Source organism: Salipiger marinus, assembly GCF_900100085.1.
In the GTDB taxonomy this organism is placed as follows: Bacteria; Pseudomonadota; Alphaproteobacteria; order Rhodobacterales; family Rhodobacteraceae; genus Salipiger; species Salipiger marinus.
The window spans coordinates 123,177-142,071 of record NZ_FNEJ01000002.1; the positions used below are offsets into that span (position 1 = coordinate 123,177).

General features: G+C 68.1%; 17 protein-coding genes. 8 read left to right on the plus strand and 9 right to left on the minus strand.

Going from position 1 to position 18,895, the window contains the following annotated elements; all coding sequences use genetic code 11:
* Positions 1-162: 162 nt before the first annotated feature.
* Positions 163-876: a tRNA (guanine(46)-N(7))-methyltransferase TrmB gene (gene trmB / locus BLR51_RS02550; protein ID WP_089844076.1), complete on the minus strand. Its 714-nt coding sequence runs from the start codon at positions 874-876 to the stop codon at positions 163-165.
* A gap of 44 nt (positions 877-920) precedes the next feature.
* Positions 921-1,964, minus strand: a complete 1,044-nt coding sequence (locus tag BLR51_RS02555; RefSeq protein WP_089843342.1) for an aldo/keto reductase — start codon at positions 1,962-1,964, stop codon at positions 921-923.
* A gap of 164 nt (positions 1,965-2,128) precedes the next feature.
* On the opposite strand from BLR51_RS02555, the gene BLR51_RS02560 reads away from it, so the two are divergent.
* Both BLR51_RS02560 and metG read left to right on the plus strand, forming a co-directional pair.
* Positions 2,129-3,352 carry an MFS transporter gene (locus BLR51_RS02560; protein WP_089843346.1) on the plus strand — a complete coding sequence of 408 codons (1,224 nt, stop codon included), beginning with the start codon at positions 2,129-2,131 and terminating at the stop codon, positions 3,350-3,352.
* 126 nt (positions 3,353-3,478) lie between these two features.
* Positions 3,479-5,188 carry a methionine--tRNA ligase gene (gene metG / locus BLR51_RS02565; RefSeq protein ID WP_089843349.1) on the plus strand — a complete coding sequence of 570 codons (1,710 nt, stop codon included), beginning with the start codon at positions 3,479-3,481 and terminating at the stop codon, positions 5,186-5,188.
* Between the two features lie 230 nt (positions 5,189-5,418).
* Here the strand turns inward: metG and hemC are convergent, their stop codons facing one another.
* Positions 5,419-6,381 (minus strand): hydroxymethylbilane synthase, encoded by a 963-nt coding sequence (gene hemC / locus BLR51_RS02570; protein ID WP_089843353.1) that lies wholly within the window; start codon positions 6,379-6,381, stop codon positions 5,419-5,421.
* 84 nt (positions 6,382-6,465) lie between these two features.
* On the opposite strand from hemC, the gene hemE reads away from it, so the two are divergent.
* The 3 genes from hemE (at position 6,466) to BLR51_RS02585 (ending at position 9,278) form a co-directional block, all read left to right on the plus strand.
* The gene (gene hemE, locus BLR51_RS02575; protein ID WP_089843356.1) at positions 6,466-7,494 is read left to right on the plus strand and encodes a uroporphyrinogen decarboxylase; all 1,029 of its coding nucleotides are present in this window, start codon (positions 6,466-6,468) and stop codon (positions 7,492-7,494) included.
* A gap of 93 nt (positions 7,495-7,587) precedes the next feature.
* Positions 7,588-8,520, plus strand: coding sequence for an ABC transporter ATP-binding protein (locus BLR51_RS02580; protein WP_089843359.1), 933 nt, complete (start codon positions 7,588-7,590; stop codon positions 8,518-8,520).
* Positions 8,517-9,278, plus strand: coding sequence for an ABC transporter permease (locus BLR51_RS02585; RefSeq protein WP_089843362.1), 762 nt, complete (start codon positions 8,517-8,519; stop codon positions 9,276-9,278). Before BLR51_RS02580 ends, BLR51_RS02585 begins: the two co-directional genes overlap by 4 nt.
* Before the next feature lie 31 nt (positions 9,279-9,309).
* Here BLR51_RS02585 and BLR51_RS02590 read toward each other — a convergent pair whose 3' ends face one another.
* Together BLR51_RS02590 and BLR51_RS02595 are read right to left on the minus strand one after the other, a co-directional pair.
* Positions 9,310-10,368, minus strand: coding sequence for a quinone-dependent dihydroorotate dehydrogenase (locus BLR51_RS02590; RefSeq protein WP_089843365.1), 1,059 nt, complete (start codon positions 10,366-10,368; stop codon positions 9,310-9,312).
* Entirely contained in the window at positions 10,365-10,706 is a 342-nt protein-coding gene (locus BLR51_RS02595; RefSeq protein ID WP_089844078.1) for a DUF952 domain-containing protein, read from the minus strand. The genes BLR51_RS02590 and BLR51_RS02595 overlap by 4 nt, the downstream gene beginning before the upstream one ends.
* Before the next feature lie 120 nt (positions 10,707-10,826).
* On the opposite strand from BLR51_RS02595, the gene BLR51_RS02600 reads away from it, so the two are divergent.
* The 3 genes from BLR51_RS02600 to BLR51_RS02610 all read left to right on the plus strand — a co-directional run bounded on the left by BLR51_RS02600 (position 10,827) and on the right by BLR51_RS02610 (position 14,301).
* The gene (locus tag BLR51_RS02600; protein WP_089843369.1) at positions 10,827-12,386 is read left to right on the plus strand and encodes a bifunctional metallophosphatase/5'-nucleotidase; all 1,560 of its coding nucleotides are present in this window, start codon (positions 10,827-10,829) and stop codon (positions 12,384-12,386) included.
* 351 nt (positions 12,387-12,737) lie between these two features.
* Positions 12,738-13,040, plus strand: a complete 303-nt coding sequence (locus BLR51_RS02605) for a DnaJ family domain-containing protein (protein WP_089843373.1) — start codon at positions 12,738-12,740, stop codon at positions 13,038-13,040.
* Positions 13,041-13,092: 52 nt separating this feature from the next.
* Complete coding sequence (locus BLR51_RS02610) at positions 13,093-14,301, plus strand: class I SAM-dependent methyltransferase (protein WP_089843376.1); 1,209 nt, start codon at positions 13,093-13,095, stop codon at positions 14,299-14,301.
* Here the strand turns inward: BLR51_RS02610 and BLR51_RS02615 are convergent.
* Genes BLR51_RS02615 through BLR51_RS02630 form a run of 4 tightly spaced genes read right to left on the minus strand, consistent with a single transcriptional unit; the run spans position 14,265 to position 18,860 of the window.
* A complete protein-coding gene (locus BLR51_RS02615) occupies positions 14,265-15,512 on the minus strand; it encodes a phenylacetate--CoA ligase family protein (protein WP_089843379.1) in 1,248 nt (415 codons plus the stop codon). The genes BLR51_RS02610 and BLR51_RS02615 overlap by 37 nt on opposite strands.
* 38 nt (positions 15,513-15,550) lie before the next feature.
* A complete protein-coding gene (locus BLR51_RS02620; protein WP_089843383.1) occupies positions 15,551-16,381 on the minus strand; it encodes an ABC transporter ATP-binding protein in 831 nt (276 codons plus the stop codon).
* A 57-nt stretch (positions 16,382-16,438) separates the two neighbouring features.
* Positions 16,439-17,731, minus strand: coding sequence for an ABC transporter substrate-binding protein (locus tag BLR51_RS02625; RefSeq protein ID WP_089843385.1), 1,293 nt, complete (start codon positions 17,729-17,731; stop codon positions 16,439-16,441).
* Between the two features lie 52 nt (positions 17,732-17,783).
* Positions 17,784-18,860, minus strand: a complete 1,077-nt coding sequence (locus tag BLR51_RS02630; protein WP_089843388.1) for a branched-chain amino acid ABC transporter permease — start codon at positions 18,858-18,860, stop codon at positions 17,784-17,786.
* Positions 18,861-18,895: the final 35 nt, after the last annotated feature.

Here is an 18,895-nt window from a genome sequence, read left to right on the forward strand (position 1 = left end):
TCACTCGCGCGCCATGTAGCAGCGCCCGCCGCCTCCGTCCATCGCCCTGCGGCGCCCGGGTCTCGGCACAAGGCCCGCCCCTTCATCTTGCCGGATAAACTCCGGGGGGAACGGACCGCAGGTCCGTGGGGGGCAGCGCCCCCCCCTGCCGCGCCGGTCGCCTCAGCCCCGCCGGAAGGTCAGGTAATGCGGCACCCTTCCCTCGCGCAGCGCCTTTTTCTCGTAGCGCGTCGGCAGCCAGTCCTCCCAGGCGCGGTGCAGATCCTCCGCCGCGCAGCGCACCCGCGTGAACCCGGCCTTCGGGACCTCCGCCAGCGTCTGGCGCACGTAATCGGGAATGTCGGTGGCCACCCGGAACTCCGCCCCGGGCGCCAGCACCCGGGCCAGCGGCACCAGATGCTCCTGCGTCACGAAACGGCGGCGGTGATGCCGGGTCTTGGGCCATGGGTCGGGATAAAGCAGAAACGCCTTCTGCACCGATCCGTCGGGCAGCACGTCAAAGATGTTGCGGGCATCGCCGGGATAAACGGCAAGGTTCGACACGCCCGCCGCGCGGATCTTGCCCAGCAGCATGGCCACGCCATTGATGAAGGGCTCGCAGCCGATGATCGCCACCTGCGGATGGGTGGCGGCCTGATGCACCAGATGCTCGCCGCCGCCGAATCCCACCTCCAGCCAGACCGGCACCTCGCCAAAGCGCGCGCGCAGATCCAGCGGCACGCGGTCGGGATTGACCTCCCAGTCGACCGGGCCCGGCGACAGCGCCACCAGATCCTCGTCCAGATAGGTTTCCTGCGCCGGGCGCAGCGTCTTGCCCTTCAGGCGGCCATAGAAATTGCGCCACGGCGCGCCGGGATGCTTGTTGGAACTGGTCATGCCCGCGCCATAGCCAAGGACGCGGGCCATGGCAACATCGCGCCTCAATAGGGCATGGGATGCGCCTTGTGCAGATCATCCAGCGCCGCCAGCAGATCCTCCGGCAGGTCCAGATCCGCCGCCCCCAGCAGATGCTCCAGCTGCGCCAGCGTGGTGGCGCCAAAGATCGCCGAGGTGACAAAGGGCCGCCCCGCCGCCCAGGCCAGCGCCATATGCACCGGATCGATCCCATGCGCCCGCGCCAGATCAAGATAGGCCGCAACGGCGTCAAAGGCGCGGTCGGTCTTGCGCCCGCCCAGCGTGCCGTTCAGCGCCATGCGCGAGCCCTCGGGCACCGCCCCGCCCTGATACTTGCCGGTCAGCAGCCCCGCCGCCAGCGGCGAATAGGGCAGCAGCCCCACCTCCTCGTTCACCAGAAGCTCCGCCAGATCGGTATCGGCCATGCGGCACAGCAGCGAATATTCATTCTGCACCGAAGCGACGCGCGGCCCGCCGGTATCCGCCGCGATGCGCAGCCATTCCGCCGTGCCCCATGTGCTTTCATTGGACAGGCCAAAGGCGCGGATCGTGCCGCGCGCCACCTCCTCGGCCAGCGTGCCCAGGGCATCCGCCATATGCTGGCGCGTCGCCTCGCGGTCCTGCGTCCATGGCGCAAAGCGCCAGCTCTGCCGGAAGGCATAGCTGCCCCGGTTGGGCCAGTGGAACTGGTAAAGGTCGATCACCTCGCAGCGCAGCCGCTTCAGCGAGCCTTCGATGGCCGCACGGATCGTCTCGGGCGTAATCGGCGCGCCGTCGCGCACCGCCTTCTGGCCCTCGCCGGTGATCTTGGTGGCCAGAATCCAGTCCTGCCGCCGCCCGCTGCGGGCAAACCACGCGCCCAGAATTTCCTCGGACCGGCCCACGCTTTCCGCCCGCACCGGGTTCACCGGATACATCTCGGCGCAGTCCATGAAATTGATCCCCGCCGCCTGCGCCCGCTCGATCTGGGCAAAGGCCTCCTCCGGCGCGGTCTGGTTGCCAAAGGTCATGGTGCCAAGGCACAGCCTCGACACCGTCATCCCGGTGCGCCCAAGCGGGGTCATCTGCATCGCGTCTCTCCTGATCGCCGTGTCGCGGCGCAGACTAGCGGGCCGCGCGGGCTTGCCAAGCCCCGATTCCCCCACCGCGCCAAAGCCGCCACGACAGCCGAAAACGACCCCGCAATGTCGCAGCCGGTCGCGACACCCCCGGTTGCCCATGATCCTCAGAACCCATGCGCCTGCCTTTGTCCTTTGCGGCCCTGTTTCTGTCGGTGGTCCTTCTGCAACTGTCCACCGGCGGCGTCGGCCCGCTAGACGCGCTTTCCGGATTCGCGCTGGACTTCACCACCACAGAAATCGGCCTGCTGGGATCGGCACATTTCTTGGGCTTTTTTGCGGGCTGCTGGTGGGCGCCGCGGCTGATGGGCTCGGTCGGCCATTCCCGCGCCTTCGCCGCCTTCACGGCACTTGGCGCCATGGGGCTGATCGCGCATCCGCTGGTCCCCACCCCCGAAGCCTGGGCGGTCTTCCGCCTCGCCTCGGGGCTCAGCGTCGCGGGCGCCTATACGGTGATCGAGGCCTGGCTGCAGGCAGAAGTCACCAACGAGACCCGGGGCCGCGCCATGGGCGCCTACCGGGTGGCGGATATGGGCGCCTCGCTCGCGGCACAGCTGGTGATCGGCGTGCTCGAGCCTGCGCATTACGTCAGCTACAACCTGCTGGCGCTGCTCTGCTGCATGGCGCTGCTGCCCATCACCCTGACCCGCCGCCGCCAGCCCCGCACCCCCGCCGCCCCGCGGCTGCGTCCGGCGCTGGCGGGAGCGCGCTCGCCGCTGGCCGTGGCGGGGGTGCTGACCGCCGCGCTCTCCTCGGCCAGCTTCCGGATGGTGGGCCCGGTCTATGGCGCAGAGGTGGGGCTCGCCCCCGACCAGATCGCCTTCTTCCTTGCCGCCTTCGTGGCCGGGGGGGCGCTGGCGCAATATCCCGTCGGCTGGATCGCCGACCGCTACGACCGCAGGCAGGTGCTGATCTGGCTCTCGGTCGCGGCCATCGCCTCCTGCGTCGCCACCGCCACGCTCACCAGCCTCTCCCCCACCGGCGTCATGATCATGGCGGCGATCTTCGGGCTGACCACCTTCCCGATCTATTCGATCGCCGCCTCCCATGCCCATGATTTCGCCGGAGATTCGGAACGGGTCGAACTCTCCGCCGCCCTGATGTTCTGGTATGCGGTGGGGGCCATCGCCGCGCCCTCCGCCGCCGCCGCGCTGATCGAGGGCTTCGGCCCGCCCGCGCTTTTCACGATGATCGGACTTGGCCATCTGGCGCTGGTGATCTTCGGCCTGATCCGCCGCCGCGCCCGCCCCGCCACCCGGCGCACCGCCTATGTCTATGCCCCCCGCACCAGCTTCCTGATCGGGCGCCTGCTGTCGCGCCAGCGCACGCCGCGCGACTGAGCGTTTCTTCTGACCGCAAATATCCCCGGGGAGCGCGAGGGGCAGGCAGCCCCTCGCTCCGCCACTGGCCACAGCCGCCAACATCCGGTAAGAGCGCCCGAAACGCGGACCAGCAGCGGGACGGACATGGCACGGCACCTCATCACCTCGGCGATCCCCTATATCAACGGCATCAAGCACTTGGGCAATCTGGTGGGCAGCCAGCTTCCGGCGGATCTCTTCGCCCGCTACCAGCGCGCCCGCGGCCATGAGGTGCTGTTCCTCTGCGCCACCGACGAACACGGCACCCCCGCCGAGCTTGCCGCCGCCAAGGCGGGCAAGCCGGTCGCCGAATACTGCGCCGAGATGCATCAGGTGCAGGCCCGGATCGCCGAGGGGTTCCGGCTCAGCTTCGACCATTTCGGCCGCTCCTCCAGCCCGCAGAACCACCGGCTGACCCAGCATTTCGCCGGGGTTCTGGCCGATCAGGGGCTGATCCGCGAAGTCTCCGAAACCCAGATGTATTCGCCCACCGATGGCCGCTTCCTGCCCGACCGCTACATCGAGGGCACCTGCCCCAATTGCGGCTTCGACAGCGCCCGGGGCGACCAGTGCGACAACTGCACCAAACAGCTCGACCCGGTGGATCTGATCAATCCGCGCTCGGTGATCTCGGGCGCCACCGACCTGCAGATGCGCGAGACCAAGCATCTCTATCTGCGCCAGTCCACCATGAAGGACCAGCTGGAACAGTGGATCGACACCCGCGAAGGCTGGCCGGTGCTGACCACCTCCATCGCCAAGAAATGGCTCAATGACGGCGACGGGCTGCAGGACCGCGGCATCACCCGCGACCTCGACTGGGGCATCCCGGTGAAAAAGGGCGAAGAGGACTGGCCCGGCATGGAGGGCAAGGTCTTCTACGTCTGGTTCGACGCCCCCATCGAATACATCGCCTGCGCGCAGGAATGGGTGGATGCGGGCAAGGGCAGCGACTGGGAACGCTGGTGGCGCACCGACAGGGGCGCAGAGGACGTGACCTATACCCAGTTCATGGGCAAGGACAACGTGCCCTTCCACACGCTCAGCTTCCCGGCCACCATCCTTGGCAGCGGCGAGCCGTGGAAGCTCGTGGATTACATCAAATCCTTCAACTACCTGAATTATGATGGCGGCCAGTTCAGCACCTCGCGCGGGCGCGGCGTGTTCATGGATCAGGCGCTGGAGATCCTGCCGCCGGATTACTGGCGCTGGTGGCTGCTCAGCCATGCCCCCGAAAGCTCGGACAGCGAATTCACCTGGGAGAATTTCCAGACAAGCGTGAACAAGGATCTGGCCGACGTGCTGGGCAATTTCGCCAGCCGCGTCACCAAGTTCTGCCGCTCCAAATTCGGCGAGGTGGTGCCCGAGGGCGGCAGCCTTGGCCCGCGCGAGGCGCAGCTCATCGCCGATCTGACGACAAAAATCCGCGACTACGAAGAACATATGTCCCAGGCCGAGGTGCGCAAATCCGCCAGCGCCCTGCGCGCGGCCTGGGTGCTCGGCAACGAATATCTGCAGGAAGCGGCCCCCTGGTCGACTTTCAAGACCGACCCCGAACAGGCCGCCGCGCAGATCCGCCTCGCGCTGAACCTGATCCGGCTTTACGCGGTGATCTCGGAACCCTTCATCCCCGATGCCGCCGCCGCCCTGCTCGACGCGCTCGCCGTGACCGACCGCAGCTGGCCTGCGGATCTCGACACCGCGCTGCAGATCCTGCCCGCAGGCCACGGCTTCACCGTGCCCGAGGTCACCTTCCGCAAGATCACGGACGAAGAGCGCGAGGACTGGCAGGCGCGCTTCGCAGGCAACCGCTGATCCAGGCGGCCCCGCCGGAGCCTCCGGCGGGGATATTTGGGGTCAGAAGAAGCCAGAGGTCACGCCCCTGCCGTTTCTTCTGACCAAAAATATCCCGGGGGAGGCCGCGCGCCAGCGCGGGCGGGGGCAGAGCCCCCTTTCTTCTGTTTCATCGCAAATATGAAAGCCCCGCGCCGCTGCGCGGGGTTTGAGGCCTGCGGAGATCGGAAAAGTTCAAGCCGGGCGCGGCGTCATCCTGCCTTCCACGCAAAGAAATCCGGCCCCGCCTCGGCCAGCAGGGTGCGGGCCAGATCGCGGCCCATGGCGGCGCCGTCCCCGACGCTGCCGCGCCGGTCCCCGGCGAAGGCGCGGCGGCCATCGGGGCTGAGAATCTGGCCGCGCAGGTGAAGGCTGTCGCCGTCCAGTTCCGCCAGCCCGGCGATCGGCGTCTCGCAGGATCCGTCAAGCGTGGCGAGGAAGGCCCGCTCCGCCGCAAGCCGCCGGTCCGTGGGCGCGTCATGGATCGCCGCCAGCATCTCCGCCACCCGCGCGTCAGCCTCACGCCGTTCGATGCCGATGGCGCCCTGCGCCACGGCGGGCAGCATCTCTTCGGGGGGGATGGCGGTCATGTGCGGGCCAGAAAGCCCCATGCGGTTGAGCCCGGCCATGGCGAGGAAGCTACAGGCGGCCACGCCGTCCTCGAGCTTTTTCAGCCGGGTCTGCAGGTTGCCGCGGAACTCCACCACCTGCAGGTCGGGGCGGCGGTGCAGAAGCTGCGCGCGACGGCGCAGCGAGGAGGTGCCCACCACCGTGCCCGCAGGCAGATCGGCGATGCCGCCGAAGCCCGGCGAGATGAAGGCGTCGCGCACATCCTCGCGCGGCAGGTAGCAGTCCAGCATCAGCCCTTCGGGCTGCAGCACCGGCATGTCCTTCATCGAATGCACCGCGATGTCGATGGCCCCCGACAGCAGCGCCTCCTCGATCTCCTTGGTGAAGAGCCCCTTGTTGCCGATCTCTTTCAGCGGGCGGTCGGCAGCGATCATCGCCCGGTCATCGCCGGTGGTCTTGATGACCACGATGGCAAAGACCGTGGGCGGCAGGCCAAAGGCCGTGGCCAGCCGGTCGCGGGTTTCATGGGCCTGCGCCAGCGCCAGCGGCGAGCCGCGGGTGCCGATCCGGAGCGGTTGGGCGGGAGAGGGCAGATCGCTATGCATGGGGCAGCTTTATGTCGCGCGCAGCGCTGTGGCAATGGGGCGGAAATTGACATATTGCCGCCCTGACGGAACACGGAGGCCCCCATGACCAAGACCATCCTGCGCGCGCTGGCCGGAGAGGTGCTGCCCACTCCCCCCATCTGGATGATGCGGCAGGCGGGACGCTATCTGCCGGAATACCGCGCGACCCGGGCGCAGGCGGGGGATTTCCTGTCGCTGTGCTACAACCCCGAGCTTGCCACCGAGGTCACGCTGCAGCCGATCCGCCGCTATGGCTTTGACGCCGCGATCCTGTTCGCCGACATCCTGCTGCTGCCGCAGGCGCTTGGCGCCGATCTGTGGTTCGTCACCGGCGAGGGGCCGCGGCTGTCCACCGTGACCAGTGCTGCGGATTTTGACCGGCTGAAGCCGGTTTCCGCCATCCATGACACGCTGTCGCCGATCTACGAGACGGTGGGCCGCCTGTCGCGCAGCCTGCCCGCCGAGACGACGCTGATCGGTTTTGCGGGCGCGCCATGGACCGTGGCCACCTACATGATCGCCGGGCGCGGCACCAAGGATCAGGGCCCGGCCCATGCGCTGCGGCAGGAAGATCCGGAGGTGTTCGACGCGCTGATCGACCGGCTGACCGAGGGCACCATCGAATACTTGAGCGAACAGGTGAAGGCGGGCGCCGAGGTGGTGAAGCTGTTCGACAGCTGGGCCGGATCGCTGCCCGAGGACGCCTTCCGCCGCTATGCGCTGGAGCCCGCGCGGATCATCACCCAAGAGCTGAAATCGCGCTTTCCGGGGCTGCCGGTCATCGTGTTCCCGCGGCAGGCCGGGGCGCAGTATGTGGGCTTCCATCAGGCCACCGGCGCCGATTGCGTGGCGGTGGATGACAGCGTGACGCCGGACTGGGCCGCCGAGCATGTGCAGGTGTCGGGCTGCGTGCAGGGCAATCTTGCCTCCTCGCACATGGTCACCGGGGGCGAGGCGCTGGTGCGCGAAACCCGCCGCGTGGTCGAGGCCTTCCGCAACGGGCCGCATATCTTCAACCTTGGTCATGGCATCACCCCGGATGCCGATCCGGAGAACGTGCAGCTGATGATCGACACGGTGCGCGGCGGCTGACCCCTCCCGGCAGGGCGCCCTGTGCAGGGGCGCACATTGCATCCGGCGCGGGGAGGTCTAGGTTGGCGGCAAGCCACCAAGGAGGGACATCCCATGGCAATGGTCGAGGTCGAAGGGCTCCGCAAGGTCTATGACGGCGGGTTCGAGGCTCTGAAAGGGGTGGACCTGTCCATCGAGAAGGGCGAGATCCTTGCCCTTCTCGGGCCGAACGGCGCGGGCAAGACAACGCTGATTTCCACCATCTGCGGGCTGGTGCAGCCCACATCGGGCGCGGTCCGGGTCGGCGGGCATGACGTGGTGCGGGACTATCGCGCCGCGCGCAGCCTGATCGGGCTGGTCCCGCAGGAGATCAACCTTGAACCCTTTTCCAAGGTGCTGCCCGCGGTGCGTTTCACCCGCGGGCTGTTCGGCAAGCCCCGCAACGAGGCGCTGCTGGAGGATATCCTGCGCCGCCTGTCGCTGTGGGACAAGCGCGACACCCAGACCCGCGCGCTGTCGGGGGGCATGAAACGCCGGGTGCTGATCGCCAAGGCGCTGTCGCATGAACCGGAGGTGCTGTTTCTGGACGAACCCACCGCCGGGGTCGATGTGGAACTGCGCCGCGACATGTGGGCCATCGTCGAGGAACTGCGCGGGCGCGGCACCACCATCATCCTCACCACGCATTACATCGAAGAGGCGGAGGCCATCGCCGACCGCGTCGGCGTCATCAATGGCGGCCGCATCCTGCTGCTGGAGGACAAGAAGCGCCTGCTGTCCCGGCTGGGGCGCAAGGAGCTTCGGGTCGAACTGGACACCTCTCTGGCCACGCTGCCGCCCGCGCTGCAGAATCGCGGGCTGGCGCTGGAAGACGGCGGGCGGGTGCTGGTGCACACCTATGACACCGCCGCCGACCGCAGCGGCATCGCGCATCTGATGGCGGATCTGCGCAGCGAGGGCATCGCGGTGCGCGACGTGTCGACCCGGCAGAGCACGCTGGAGGACATCTTCGTCAGCATGGTGGCGAAACAGGAGGAACCGGCATGAACCTGCGCGGCATCTGGGCCATCTATCACTACGAGATGACCCGCTTTTTCCGGACGTTGCTGCAAAGCTTCATCTCTCCGGTCATCTCCACCTCGCTTTACTTCGTGGTGTTCGGCGCCGCCATCGGCTCCCGCATCCAGGAGGTGGAGGGGGTCAGCTACGGCGCCTTCATCGTGCCGGGGCTGGTCATGCTGTCGGTGATCAGCCAATCGATCTCCAACGCCAGCTTCGCCATCTATTTCCCGAAATTCACCGGCACGATCTATGAACCGCTGTCGGCCCCGGTCAGCTTTCTGGAAATCGTCATCGGCTTTGTCGGCGCGGCGGCGACCAAATCGCTGTTCATCGGCGCGGTGATCCTTGCCACGGCGGCGCTGTTCATCGACATGCAGGTGATGCACCCCGCAGCCATGCTGGCCTTTCTGGTGCTGACCTGCATCAGCTTCTCGCTGCTGGGGTTCATCCTCGGGCTCTGGGCCGGGAATTTCGAACAGCTGCAGCTGGTGCCGCTGCTGATCGTCACGCCGCTGATCTTTCTGGGCGGATCGTTCTATTCGATCTCGATGCTGCCGCCGCTCTGGCAGACCATCACGCTGTTCAACCCGGTGGTCTATCTGATCTCCGGCTTCCGCTGGGCATTTTTCGGCATGGCCGACGTGCCGATCGGGCTCAGCCTGCTGGCGATCGCGGCCTTTACCGGCATCTGCCTTGCGGTGATCTGGATCATCTTCCGCACCGGCTGGCGCATCCGCGCCTGAGGACGGGGGGCGCCCTGCCCCCCTGCCGCTTTTACAGCCAGTCCTGCCGCGCGGTACCCACGGCCTCCGCCACCGAGCCGAAACCGTCGCGCGCCAGAAGCGCATCCAGCCCCTCGACGATCCGGGGCACCAGCGCCAGCCCGCCATAGACCAGCGCGGTGTAAAGCTGCACCGCCGAGGCGCCTGCGCGGATCTTGGCATAGGCCTGCTCTGCCGAGCCCACGCCACCCACGCCGATCAGCGGCAGCCGCCCTTCGGTCAGCTGCGACAGATGCGCCAGCACCCGGGTGGAGCGGTCAAACAGCGGCTGGCCCGACACCCCGCCCGCCTCGCCCGCATGGGCCGAGCGCAGCCCGTCGCGCGCAAGCGTGGTGTTGGTGGCGATCACCCCCGCCACGCCAGAGGCCAGCGCCACCTCCGCCACGTCGCGCAGCCCCTCCTCGTCCAGATCGGGGGAAATCTTCAGGAAGACCGGGATCGGGCCTGACAGCCCGTCCCGCGCGGCCATCACCCCGGCCAGAAGCGCCGCAAGCGCCTCCTTGCCCTGCAGGTCGCGCAGCCTTTCGGTGTTGGGCGAGCTGACATTGACCGTGGCAAAGTCCAGATCGCCGCCGCAGCGCGCCAGAACCTGCGCAAAATCTGCTGCCCGGTCGGCGCTGTCCTTGTTGGCCCCCAGATTGAGCCCCAGCACCATGCCACGCGGGCGCGACGCCAGCCGCGCGGCCATCGCCTCCATGCCCTCGTTGTTGAAGCCGAAGCGGTTGATGGCGGCGCGGTCCTCGGTCAGGCGGAACAGCCGGGGCTGCGGGTTGCCCGGCTGCGGGCGCGGCGTGGTGGCCCCCACTTCGACAAAGCCGAAACCTGCCCGCGCGAGCCCCGCCAGCGCCGTGGCGTTCTTGTCGAACCCCGCCGCAAGCCCCAGCGGATTCGGCAGATCAAGCCCCGCCACGCGGCAGCGCAGCCGGTCCGACGTTAGCCGCCCCGGCGCCGCCGCCAGCCCTGCGCGCAGCGCTGCCAGCGCCAGACCATGCGCGCGTTCGGGATCGACCCGGCGCAGCAGCGCCAGCCCTGCCCGCTCCAGCGCGCTCATGCCAGATCCCCGGGGAACACATGCGTGCCCGCCCTGTCCAGCGGCAGCGGCGCCGACCAGACCAGCCCGGCCAGCGGCAGCGGCGCATAAAGATGCGGGAACAGCGCGCCGCCGCGCGCCTCCTCCCAGCGCAGGGCGGGGCCCAGATCCTCCGCCTCGTAGCAGAGCAGCATCAGCCCCGCCTCGCCGGCAAAATGTTTGGCCGCCGTCCCGCGCAGCTGCGCGGCGGTGGAAAAATGGATGTAGCCATCGGCCACATCCACCGGCGCGCCAGCACTGCTGCCCGCCGCCTGCAATTCGGCCCATTCCCCGGCCCGGAGGATCTTGTAAATCAGCATGCCGTCCAGATGCCGCCGAAAGCCGCGCCGGTCAATCCCCGCCGCCCTCACGGCGCTTTGACAGCGCGCCCGGCACAGGGCACCATCGCCGCAGTCAGCCCCCCAGAGAGAGGATTTCCGATGCCCCTTCGCCTTCTGACCAGCGCGGCGCTGCTGGCGCTTTGCGCCGGTGCCGCCCATGCCGACTTCACGCTGACCCTGCTGCACACCAATGACGTGCACGACCGTTTCGAGCCGATCAGCAAATACGATTCGGGCTGCAGCGCCGAGGACAATGCCGCAGGCGCGTGTTTCGGCGGGGCGGCGCGCATGGCCACCGCCATCGCCGAGGCGCGGGCGCGGCACGACACCAGCCTGCTGCTGGATGCGGGCGACCAGTTTCAGGGCGCGCTGTTCTACACCTATTACCGCGGGGCGCTGGCCGCCGAGATGATGAATGCCATGGGCTACGAGGCCATGGCGGTGGGCAACCACGAATTCGACAACGGGCCGCAGGTGCTGGCGGATTTTGCCGATGCGCTGGACGCGCCGCTGCTGATGGCCAATGCCGACCTCTCCTCCGAGCCGCTGCTGAAGGACCGCGTCCTGAAATCCACGGTGATCGACAAGGGCGGCGACCGGATCGGCCTGATCGGCCTCACCCCGGTAGACAATCCCGAACTGGCCTCGCCCGGGCCCAACATCACCTTCACCGATCCGGTCGATGCGGTGCAGGCCGAGGTGGACCGCCTGACCGCCGAAGGCATCACCAAGATCGTGCTGCTCAGCCATTCCGGCTACGCCACCGACCAGCGCATCGCCGAGGCGACCAGCGGCGTGGACGTGATCGTGGGCGGCCACAGCCACACCCTGCTCGGCGACATGGAGGGCGCCAGCGGCCCCTATCCGACCATGGTGGGCGACACCGCCATCGTTTCCGCCTATGCCTATGGCAAGTATCTGGGCGAACTGACCGTGACCTTCGACGACGCGGGCACCCTGACCGAGGCCAGCGGCGCGCCGCTGCTGCTCGACGCCTCCGTGGCCGAGGATGAAACGGTCAAGGCCCGCATCACCGAAGCCGCAGAGCCGCTGGAGGAGATCCGCAGCACCGTCGTCGCCGAAACCGCGGCAGAGATCGACGGCAGCCGCGAAACCTGCCGGATCGGCGAATGCGCCATGGGCAATCTGGTGGCCGGGGCCATGCTCGAGCGGGTGCGCGATCAGGGCATCGAGATCGCGCTGACCAATGGCGGCGGGCTGCGCGCCTCCATCGACGCGGGGCCGGTGACCATGGGCGAGGTGCTGACCGTGCTGCCCTTCCAGAACACGCTTTCGACCTTTCAGGTGACCGGCGCTACCCTCGTCGACGCCCTCGAAAGCGGCACCAGCCAGATCGAAGAAGGCGCAGGCCGCTTCCCGCAGGTGGCCGGGCTCAGCTTCACCGTCGATCTCGCCGCCGAACCGGGCAGCCGCATCTCCGACGTCAGGGTGGGCGACACGCCGATCGAGCCGGAAAAGCTCTATGGCGTGGTCTCCAACAACTACGTCCGCAATGGCGGCGACGGCTACGCGATGTTCCGAGACGCGCAGAACGCCTATGATTTCGGCCCCGATCTGGCCGATGTCATGGCGGAATACCTCGCCGCGAACACCCCCTACCAGCCCGCAACCGATGGCCGCATCACGGTCAAGAACTGACCACCGGGGCGGGCGCGTGCCCCTGCGCCGCACCCGCCCCTTCATCTTGCCCGATAAACTCCGGGGGAGTCCGCCTCTGGCGGACGGGGGCAGAGCCCCCTCTTCCACGACTGTCCGCCCTTGGCGGACGGGGGCAGAGCCCCCTCTTCCACGACTGTCCGCCTGTGGCGGACGGGAGGCAGAGCCCCCTCTTCCACGACTGTCCGCCTGTGGCGGACGGGAGGCAGAGCCCCCTCCTTCCCCACTGTCCGCCCGTGGCGGACGGGGGCAGAGCCCCTCTTCGCAAACTGTCCGCCTGTGGCGGACGGGGGGGCAGCGCCCCCTTTCTCTCCCTCCCACCCGGCAGGCGTCATGGACCATCCGCTCATCGACCTCATCAATGCCCGCATCGCCGCCGCCGAAGCGCGGGGTGAATTCGACAACCTGCCCGGCGCGGGCAGGCCGCTGCCGCCCTGCGACGATCCGGAGAACGCCGTGCTGCACCGGCTGCTGCGCGACAATGGCGCGGTGCCCGAGGCGGTGGCGCTGACCCGCGATCTGGCCCGCCTGCGCGAGACGCTGCGCGACACCTCCTGCCGCAGCCGCCGGGCCGAGATCCTGCGCGAGATTGCCCTGCTCGACACGAAGCTCGATCTGGCGCGGCGGCGCCCCTGAGCTTCCCCTCCGCCCGCGCCCATGGCACAAGACTCCGGTCAGAGAGGTGCGCATGGTCACGGTTCGCGAACATTACGAGGTTTTCCCCTATCCCGCCCGCGACCCGGCGGAGGAACGGCACCGCCTGATCACCGGCTCGCCCTCGCACCCGCTGGAGATGGACCATATCCTCTGGGGCGGGCAGCGCGACTGGAACAGGCCGCTGCGCATCCTTGTGGCGGGGGGCGGCACCGGTGACGGGCTGATCCAGCTGGCGCAGACCCTGACCGATGCGGGCCGCGCCCATGACATCACCTATCTCGATCTGTCCACCGCCTCGCGTGCGGTGGCCGAGGCGCGGGCGCAGATGCGCGGGCTGGGCAACATCACCTTCCACACCGCCAGCCTGCTGGAGGCCGCCGAATATGGCCGCTTCGACTATATCGACTGCTGCGGCGTGCTGCATCACCTGCCCGACCCGCCTGCGGGCTTTCGCGCCCTGCGCGCGGCGCTGGCGCCGGGGGGTGGTCTGGGCTTCATGGTCTATGCGCCTTATGGCCGCTCGGGGGTCTATCCGCTGCAGGAGGCCTTTGCCGCGCTGTTTCAGGGCCTGCCGCCGGGAGAGCGGCTGATCCGCGCCCGGCAGATCGTCGCCGACCTGCCCGAAGGCCACCCATTCCGCGCCAACCGCAATCTCAGCGATCACCTGACCTCGGAGGCCGGGTTCTATGACCTGCTGCTGCATGCGCAGGACCGCGCCTATGACGTGCCGCAGCTGCTGGAGGTGCTGGCCGAAACCGGCTGGCAGCTGGCGGGCTTCGCCACGCCCGCGCTTTACGACCTGTCCCGCCTGACCGAAGTGCCCGAGGGCATGGATCCGGTCACGCGCATGACGCTGGCGGAAAAGCTGCGCGGCACGATCCGGGTCCATACCGGCTATGCCGTGGCGCAGGGCAGCCCCGCCGGCAAGGCCAGCCCCGCCACCCGCGCGCTGGTCCCGCATCTGCGCGGCGCCCCCGCCGCCCGTCTGGCGCAGCTTGTAGCGCAGGGCCATGCCATCCCGGTGACGCTGGGCGGGCGCCCCGAACCCGTCACCCTGCCCCGGGCCGCCGCGCCGCTGCTGGCCGCCATCGACGGGCGCCGCAGCCTTGGCCAGATCGCGCAGGCCAGCGGGCGCGATCCCATCGCCTTCGGCACGCTCTGGGCCTCGGTCCATGCCGCGCTGGAACCCTGCGGGCTGCTGGTCTATTCGGCGCTGCTGACCGCCACCGCCGTATCGTAACGGCGCTGATCCTCGATCACCTGCCCGTCGCGCGGCAGCCCGCCGGGGGCGACCCGTTCCAGCCGCCCGCGCAGCTTCAGCAGATCCGCCACGCTGTCGGCAAAGCCCTGCACATCCTCTTGCGCGGTTTCCAGCCGCACGGTCATCACATCCATGTCGTCCTCGCGGCTGACCACGACGCGGGCGCGGGCGATTTCGGGGTGGCGCGCCACCAGCGCCGCCACCTGTTCGGGGCGCACGAACATGCCCTTGATCTTGGTGGTCTGGTCGGCGCGGCCCATCCAGCCCCGGATGCGCAGGTTGCTGCGCCCGCAGGGGGAGCCGCCCGGCAGCACCGCCGACAGATCGCCGGTGGCGAAGCGGATCAGCGGATAATCGGGGTTGAGCGTGGTCACCACCACCTCGCCCACCTCGCCCTCGGGCACCGGATCGCCGGTGCCGGGGGTGACGATCTCCACCAGCACCTGTTCGTCGATCACCATGCCCTCCTGCGCGGGGGTCTCGTAGGCGATCAGCCCCAGATCGGCGGTGGCGTAGCATTGCAGGCAGGTGATGCCCCGGTCGGCATACCAGCCGCGCAGCGACGGAAACAGCGCGCCCCCCGACACCACGGCGCGGGACAGCACCAGCGTCACGCCCAAGCTCTCGGCCTTCTCAAGGATCACCTTCAGGTAATCCGGCGTGCCCGCATAGGCGGTGACCCCCAGATCCGCCGCCGCGCGCACCTGCAGTTCGGTCTGCCCGGTGCCTGCGGGCAGCACCGCCGCCCCCACCGCCCGCGCGCCGCTTTCAAAGATCATGCCAGCAGGCGTCAGGTGATAGCCAAAGCAGTTCTGCACGATGTCGCCCGGCCCGATCCCCGCCGCATGCAGGAACCGCCCCAGCCGCCACCAGTCCCCCGTGACCTCGCCCGGCTCATAGATCGGCCCCGGCGACTGGAACACATGCGCAAACCCCGAGGCGGGCCGGGTGGTGAAGCCGCCAAAGGGCGGCTGCGCGCGCTGCGCCGCCACCAGCCCCGCCTTGCGCAAGACCGGCAGCGCGGCCAGCGCCGCAGGCCCGGTCACGGCGGCGGCATCCACCCCCGCCAGCGTCTGCGCATAGCCGGGCAGCGCCTGCGCGCGGGCGATCTGCGCGGGCAGCGCCTTGGCCCAGAACGCGGCCCTGTCCTGCGCGCTGCGCGTTTCCAGCGCGTCGTAATAGCTGCTCATGGCATTTTCCTTCCCCAGATCCCCGCGCGTCCGCCCGTTCAGGCCAGCCAGCGCTTGCGCCGCCGGTAGCTGCGCACGTCGCGGAAGCTGCGCCGCCCCTCGTCGGACATGCCCAGATAGAACTCCTTCACATCCGGGTTCTCCCGCAGCGCCGCCGCGGGCCCGTCCATCACCACACGTCCGTTTTCAAGGATGTAGCCGTCATGCGCATAGCGCAGCGCCACATTGGTATTCTGTTCGGCCAAGAGGAACGACACGCCCTCGCCCTCGTTCACCGCCCGCACGATCTCGAAGATCTGCTCCACCAGCTGCGGCGCCAGCCCCATGCTGGGCTCGTCGAGCAGGATCATGCGCGGGCGGCTCATCAGCGCGCGGCCAATGGCGCACATCTGCTGTTCCCCGCCCGAGGTATAGCCCGCCTGACTTTTCCGCCGCTCCTTCAGGCGCGGAAAATAGGCATAGACCATCTCCAGATCGGACTGGATCGCCGCCTTGCCGTCGCGCCGGGTATAGGCGCCGGTCAGCAGGTTTTCCTCGACCGTCAGATGCTCGAAACAGTGCCGCCCCTCCATCACCTGAATGACGCCGCGCCGCACCAGCGCCGCAGGCTCCAGATCCTGAATGCGCTCGCCCGCATAGCGGATCGTGCCCTTGGTCACCTCGCCGCGCTCGGAACGCAGCAGGTTCGATATGGCCTTGAGCGTGGTGGTCTTGCCCGCTCCATTGCCGCCCAGAAGCGCGGTGATGCCGCCCTTGGGCACGCTCAGCGACACGCCTTTCAGCACAAGGATGACGTGGTTGTAGATCACCTCCACGTTGTTGACCTCCAGCAGCGCATCACGCGCGGGGGCGGGGGCAGCGTCCAGCATGGCATCTCTCCGAAAGGGGGATCCGGCGGCGGCACGACACCGCCGCCGGACGGGGTGTCACATCTGGCAGGCGTCGTTTGCGGGCCAGGGCGCGTTGGCCTCGGCATAGTCCTTGGCCGCCTGCGCCTCCAGCGGGGCGATCGCCTCGGCATCGGGCATGATGAGATTGGTCGCCTTCACGAATTTTGCGCCGTCCCATTCAAGGATCCAGCCGCCGGAATGGCCGGTATGGTTGGCGCAGCTGGTCTTGAACGGCGGCACCATGCCGGTCATGCCCAGCTCTTCCAGACGCGCCTCGGTGATGTCGAGGTTCTCCAGCCCCCAGCGCAGATCGGCGGGGGTGATTTCGGGCGTGCCCGCATGTTCCTGCGCGACGCGGATGCCCTCGCCAAGGATCATCGAGATCACCAGCCCGCGGCTGTAGAACACACCCGACATTTCCTCGGCATCGGACTGGGTCTTGCCGGGATCGACCACATGCGTCTTCAGGTCGGCCATGATCGGCGCATCGGGGTTCGGAAAGGACCAGCTGACGGATTTGTAGCCGCGCCCGTCCTCGCCCACCAGTTTCAGGTCGGCATCATGCCCGGCCCACCAGACGCCCAGCATGTTTTCCATCGGGAACTTGGTCTTGACCGCCTCGGTGATGGCGCCCGCATTCATCGCGCCCCAGCCCCACATGATGACGTAATCGGGCCGCTCGCGCCGGATCTGCAGCCATTGCGCCGACTGGTTCTGCATCTCCTTGAGCCCGACCGGAATCGGCAGCAGCTCGAAGCCCTTCTTTTCGGCCTCCTGCTCCATGAAGGGCAGCGGCTCCTTGCCGAAGGGGTGGTCCAGATGCAGGAAGGCGATCTTCTTGCCCGACAGATCCCCCTGCTCTTCCAGATATTTCAGCAGGATAGACGCGCCGTCCCAGTAGCTGAGCGGGATGTTGAACGCCCACTGGAACACCTTGCCATCCGCCATGGGCGAAAACCCGTAGCCGGGGGCAAGGATCGGGATCTGGTCCACATTGGTCTTGGGCAGCACCTGCAGCGTGATGCCGGTGGACCATGGCTGCGTGACGATCGCCTGCCCCTTGGTCTTTTCGTAACATTCCACGCCCTTCTCGGTGGAATAGCCCGTCTCGCATTCGTCGAAGTCGATGAGGATCCCGCCGATGCCGCCATCGCGGGCGTTGAGCAGTTCCATGTAATCCTTCTGCCCGTTCATCAGCGGAATGCCGGTCGCGGCAAAGGGACCGGTGCGATAGGCAAGGTTGGGGGCATAAAGCCCCTCGGCCAGCGCGCCGGTGGCCAGCAGCGCCGTCATCGCCACCGCCGTGCCCAGTCGTTTCAGCGTGATCATCCGTGTCTCCTCCCTGAGATCGTGTGATGATGTCCGTCCCCCCCGCGCCTCCTCAATGCGGGAAGGGCCAGATGATAAGCTTTTCGCGGATCAGCGCCCAAAGCCGGGCCAGCCCGTGCGGTTCGATGATCAGGAAGAACACGATCAGCGCGCCCACGATCATCACGTTCAGATGTTCCACCGTGGCGGAACTGATCGGCAGCCCCAGCGCCTGCGGCAGCGTGTTCAGCACCACCGGCAGCCCCACGATCAGGATCGCCCCCAGATAATTGCCAAGGATCGATCCCAGCCCGCCGATGATGGCGATGAACAGCACCCGGAAGCTGAGCGGGATGTCGAACAGGTTCGGCTCCGCCGCCCCCCGCCACATGAAGACGAAGAGCGCCCCCGCCACCCCCACCACATAGGAAGACACCGCAAAGGCCATCAGCTTGGACCGCAGCAGGTTGATGCCGATCAGTTCGGCGGCGATGTCCATGTCGCGCGTGGCCTTCCACGTCCGCCCCAGATTGCCCCGCGTCAGGTTGATGCAGAGCAGGGTCATCAGCGTGACCACCGCCAGCACCACGTAATACTGCACCAGCGACGAGGCCTGCGGCCCGGCGACATAGATCCCGAACATGTCCAGATTGGGCACCTGAATCGCCCCGGAGGCGTTGTCATTGTAAAGCCAGCCCCATTTCTCGAAGAGCCAGACCAGAAAGAACTGCGCGGCCAGCGTGGCGATGGCGAGGTAGAAGCCCTTGATCCGCAGCGACGGGATGCCGAACATCACCCCCACCCCGGCGCTGAACAGCCCCGACAGCAGGATCGCCACCACCGGGTTCATCCACGGAAACAGCGTGACCATCTTGTAGCAGGCATAGGCGCCGACCCCCATGAAGGCGCCGGTGCCCAGCGACAGCTGCCCGGCATAGCCCGTCAGGATGTTCAGCCCCAGCGCCGCCAGCGCATAGATCAGGATGGGGATCAGCAGCGTCTGAAAGGCGAATTCGCTGGCCAGCAGCGGAAACACCCCCCAGACCAGCGCAAGGATCACCGCCAGCAGCACCGCATCCTGCCGCACCGGGAACAGCGCCATATCCGCCTTGTAACTCGTCTTGAACTGCCCCGCCGTGCGATACAACATGCCGCCCTCCCTTGTGCCCAGTGCCCTGTCCGATG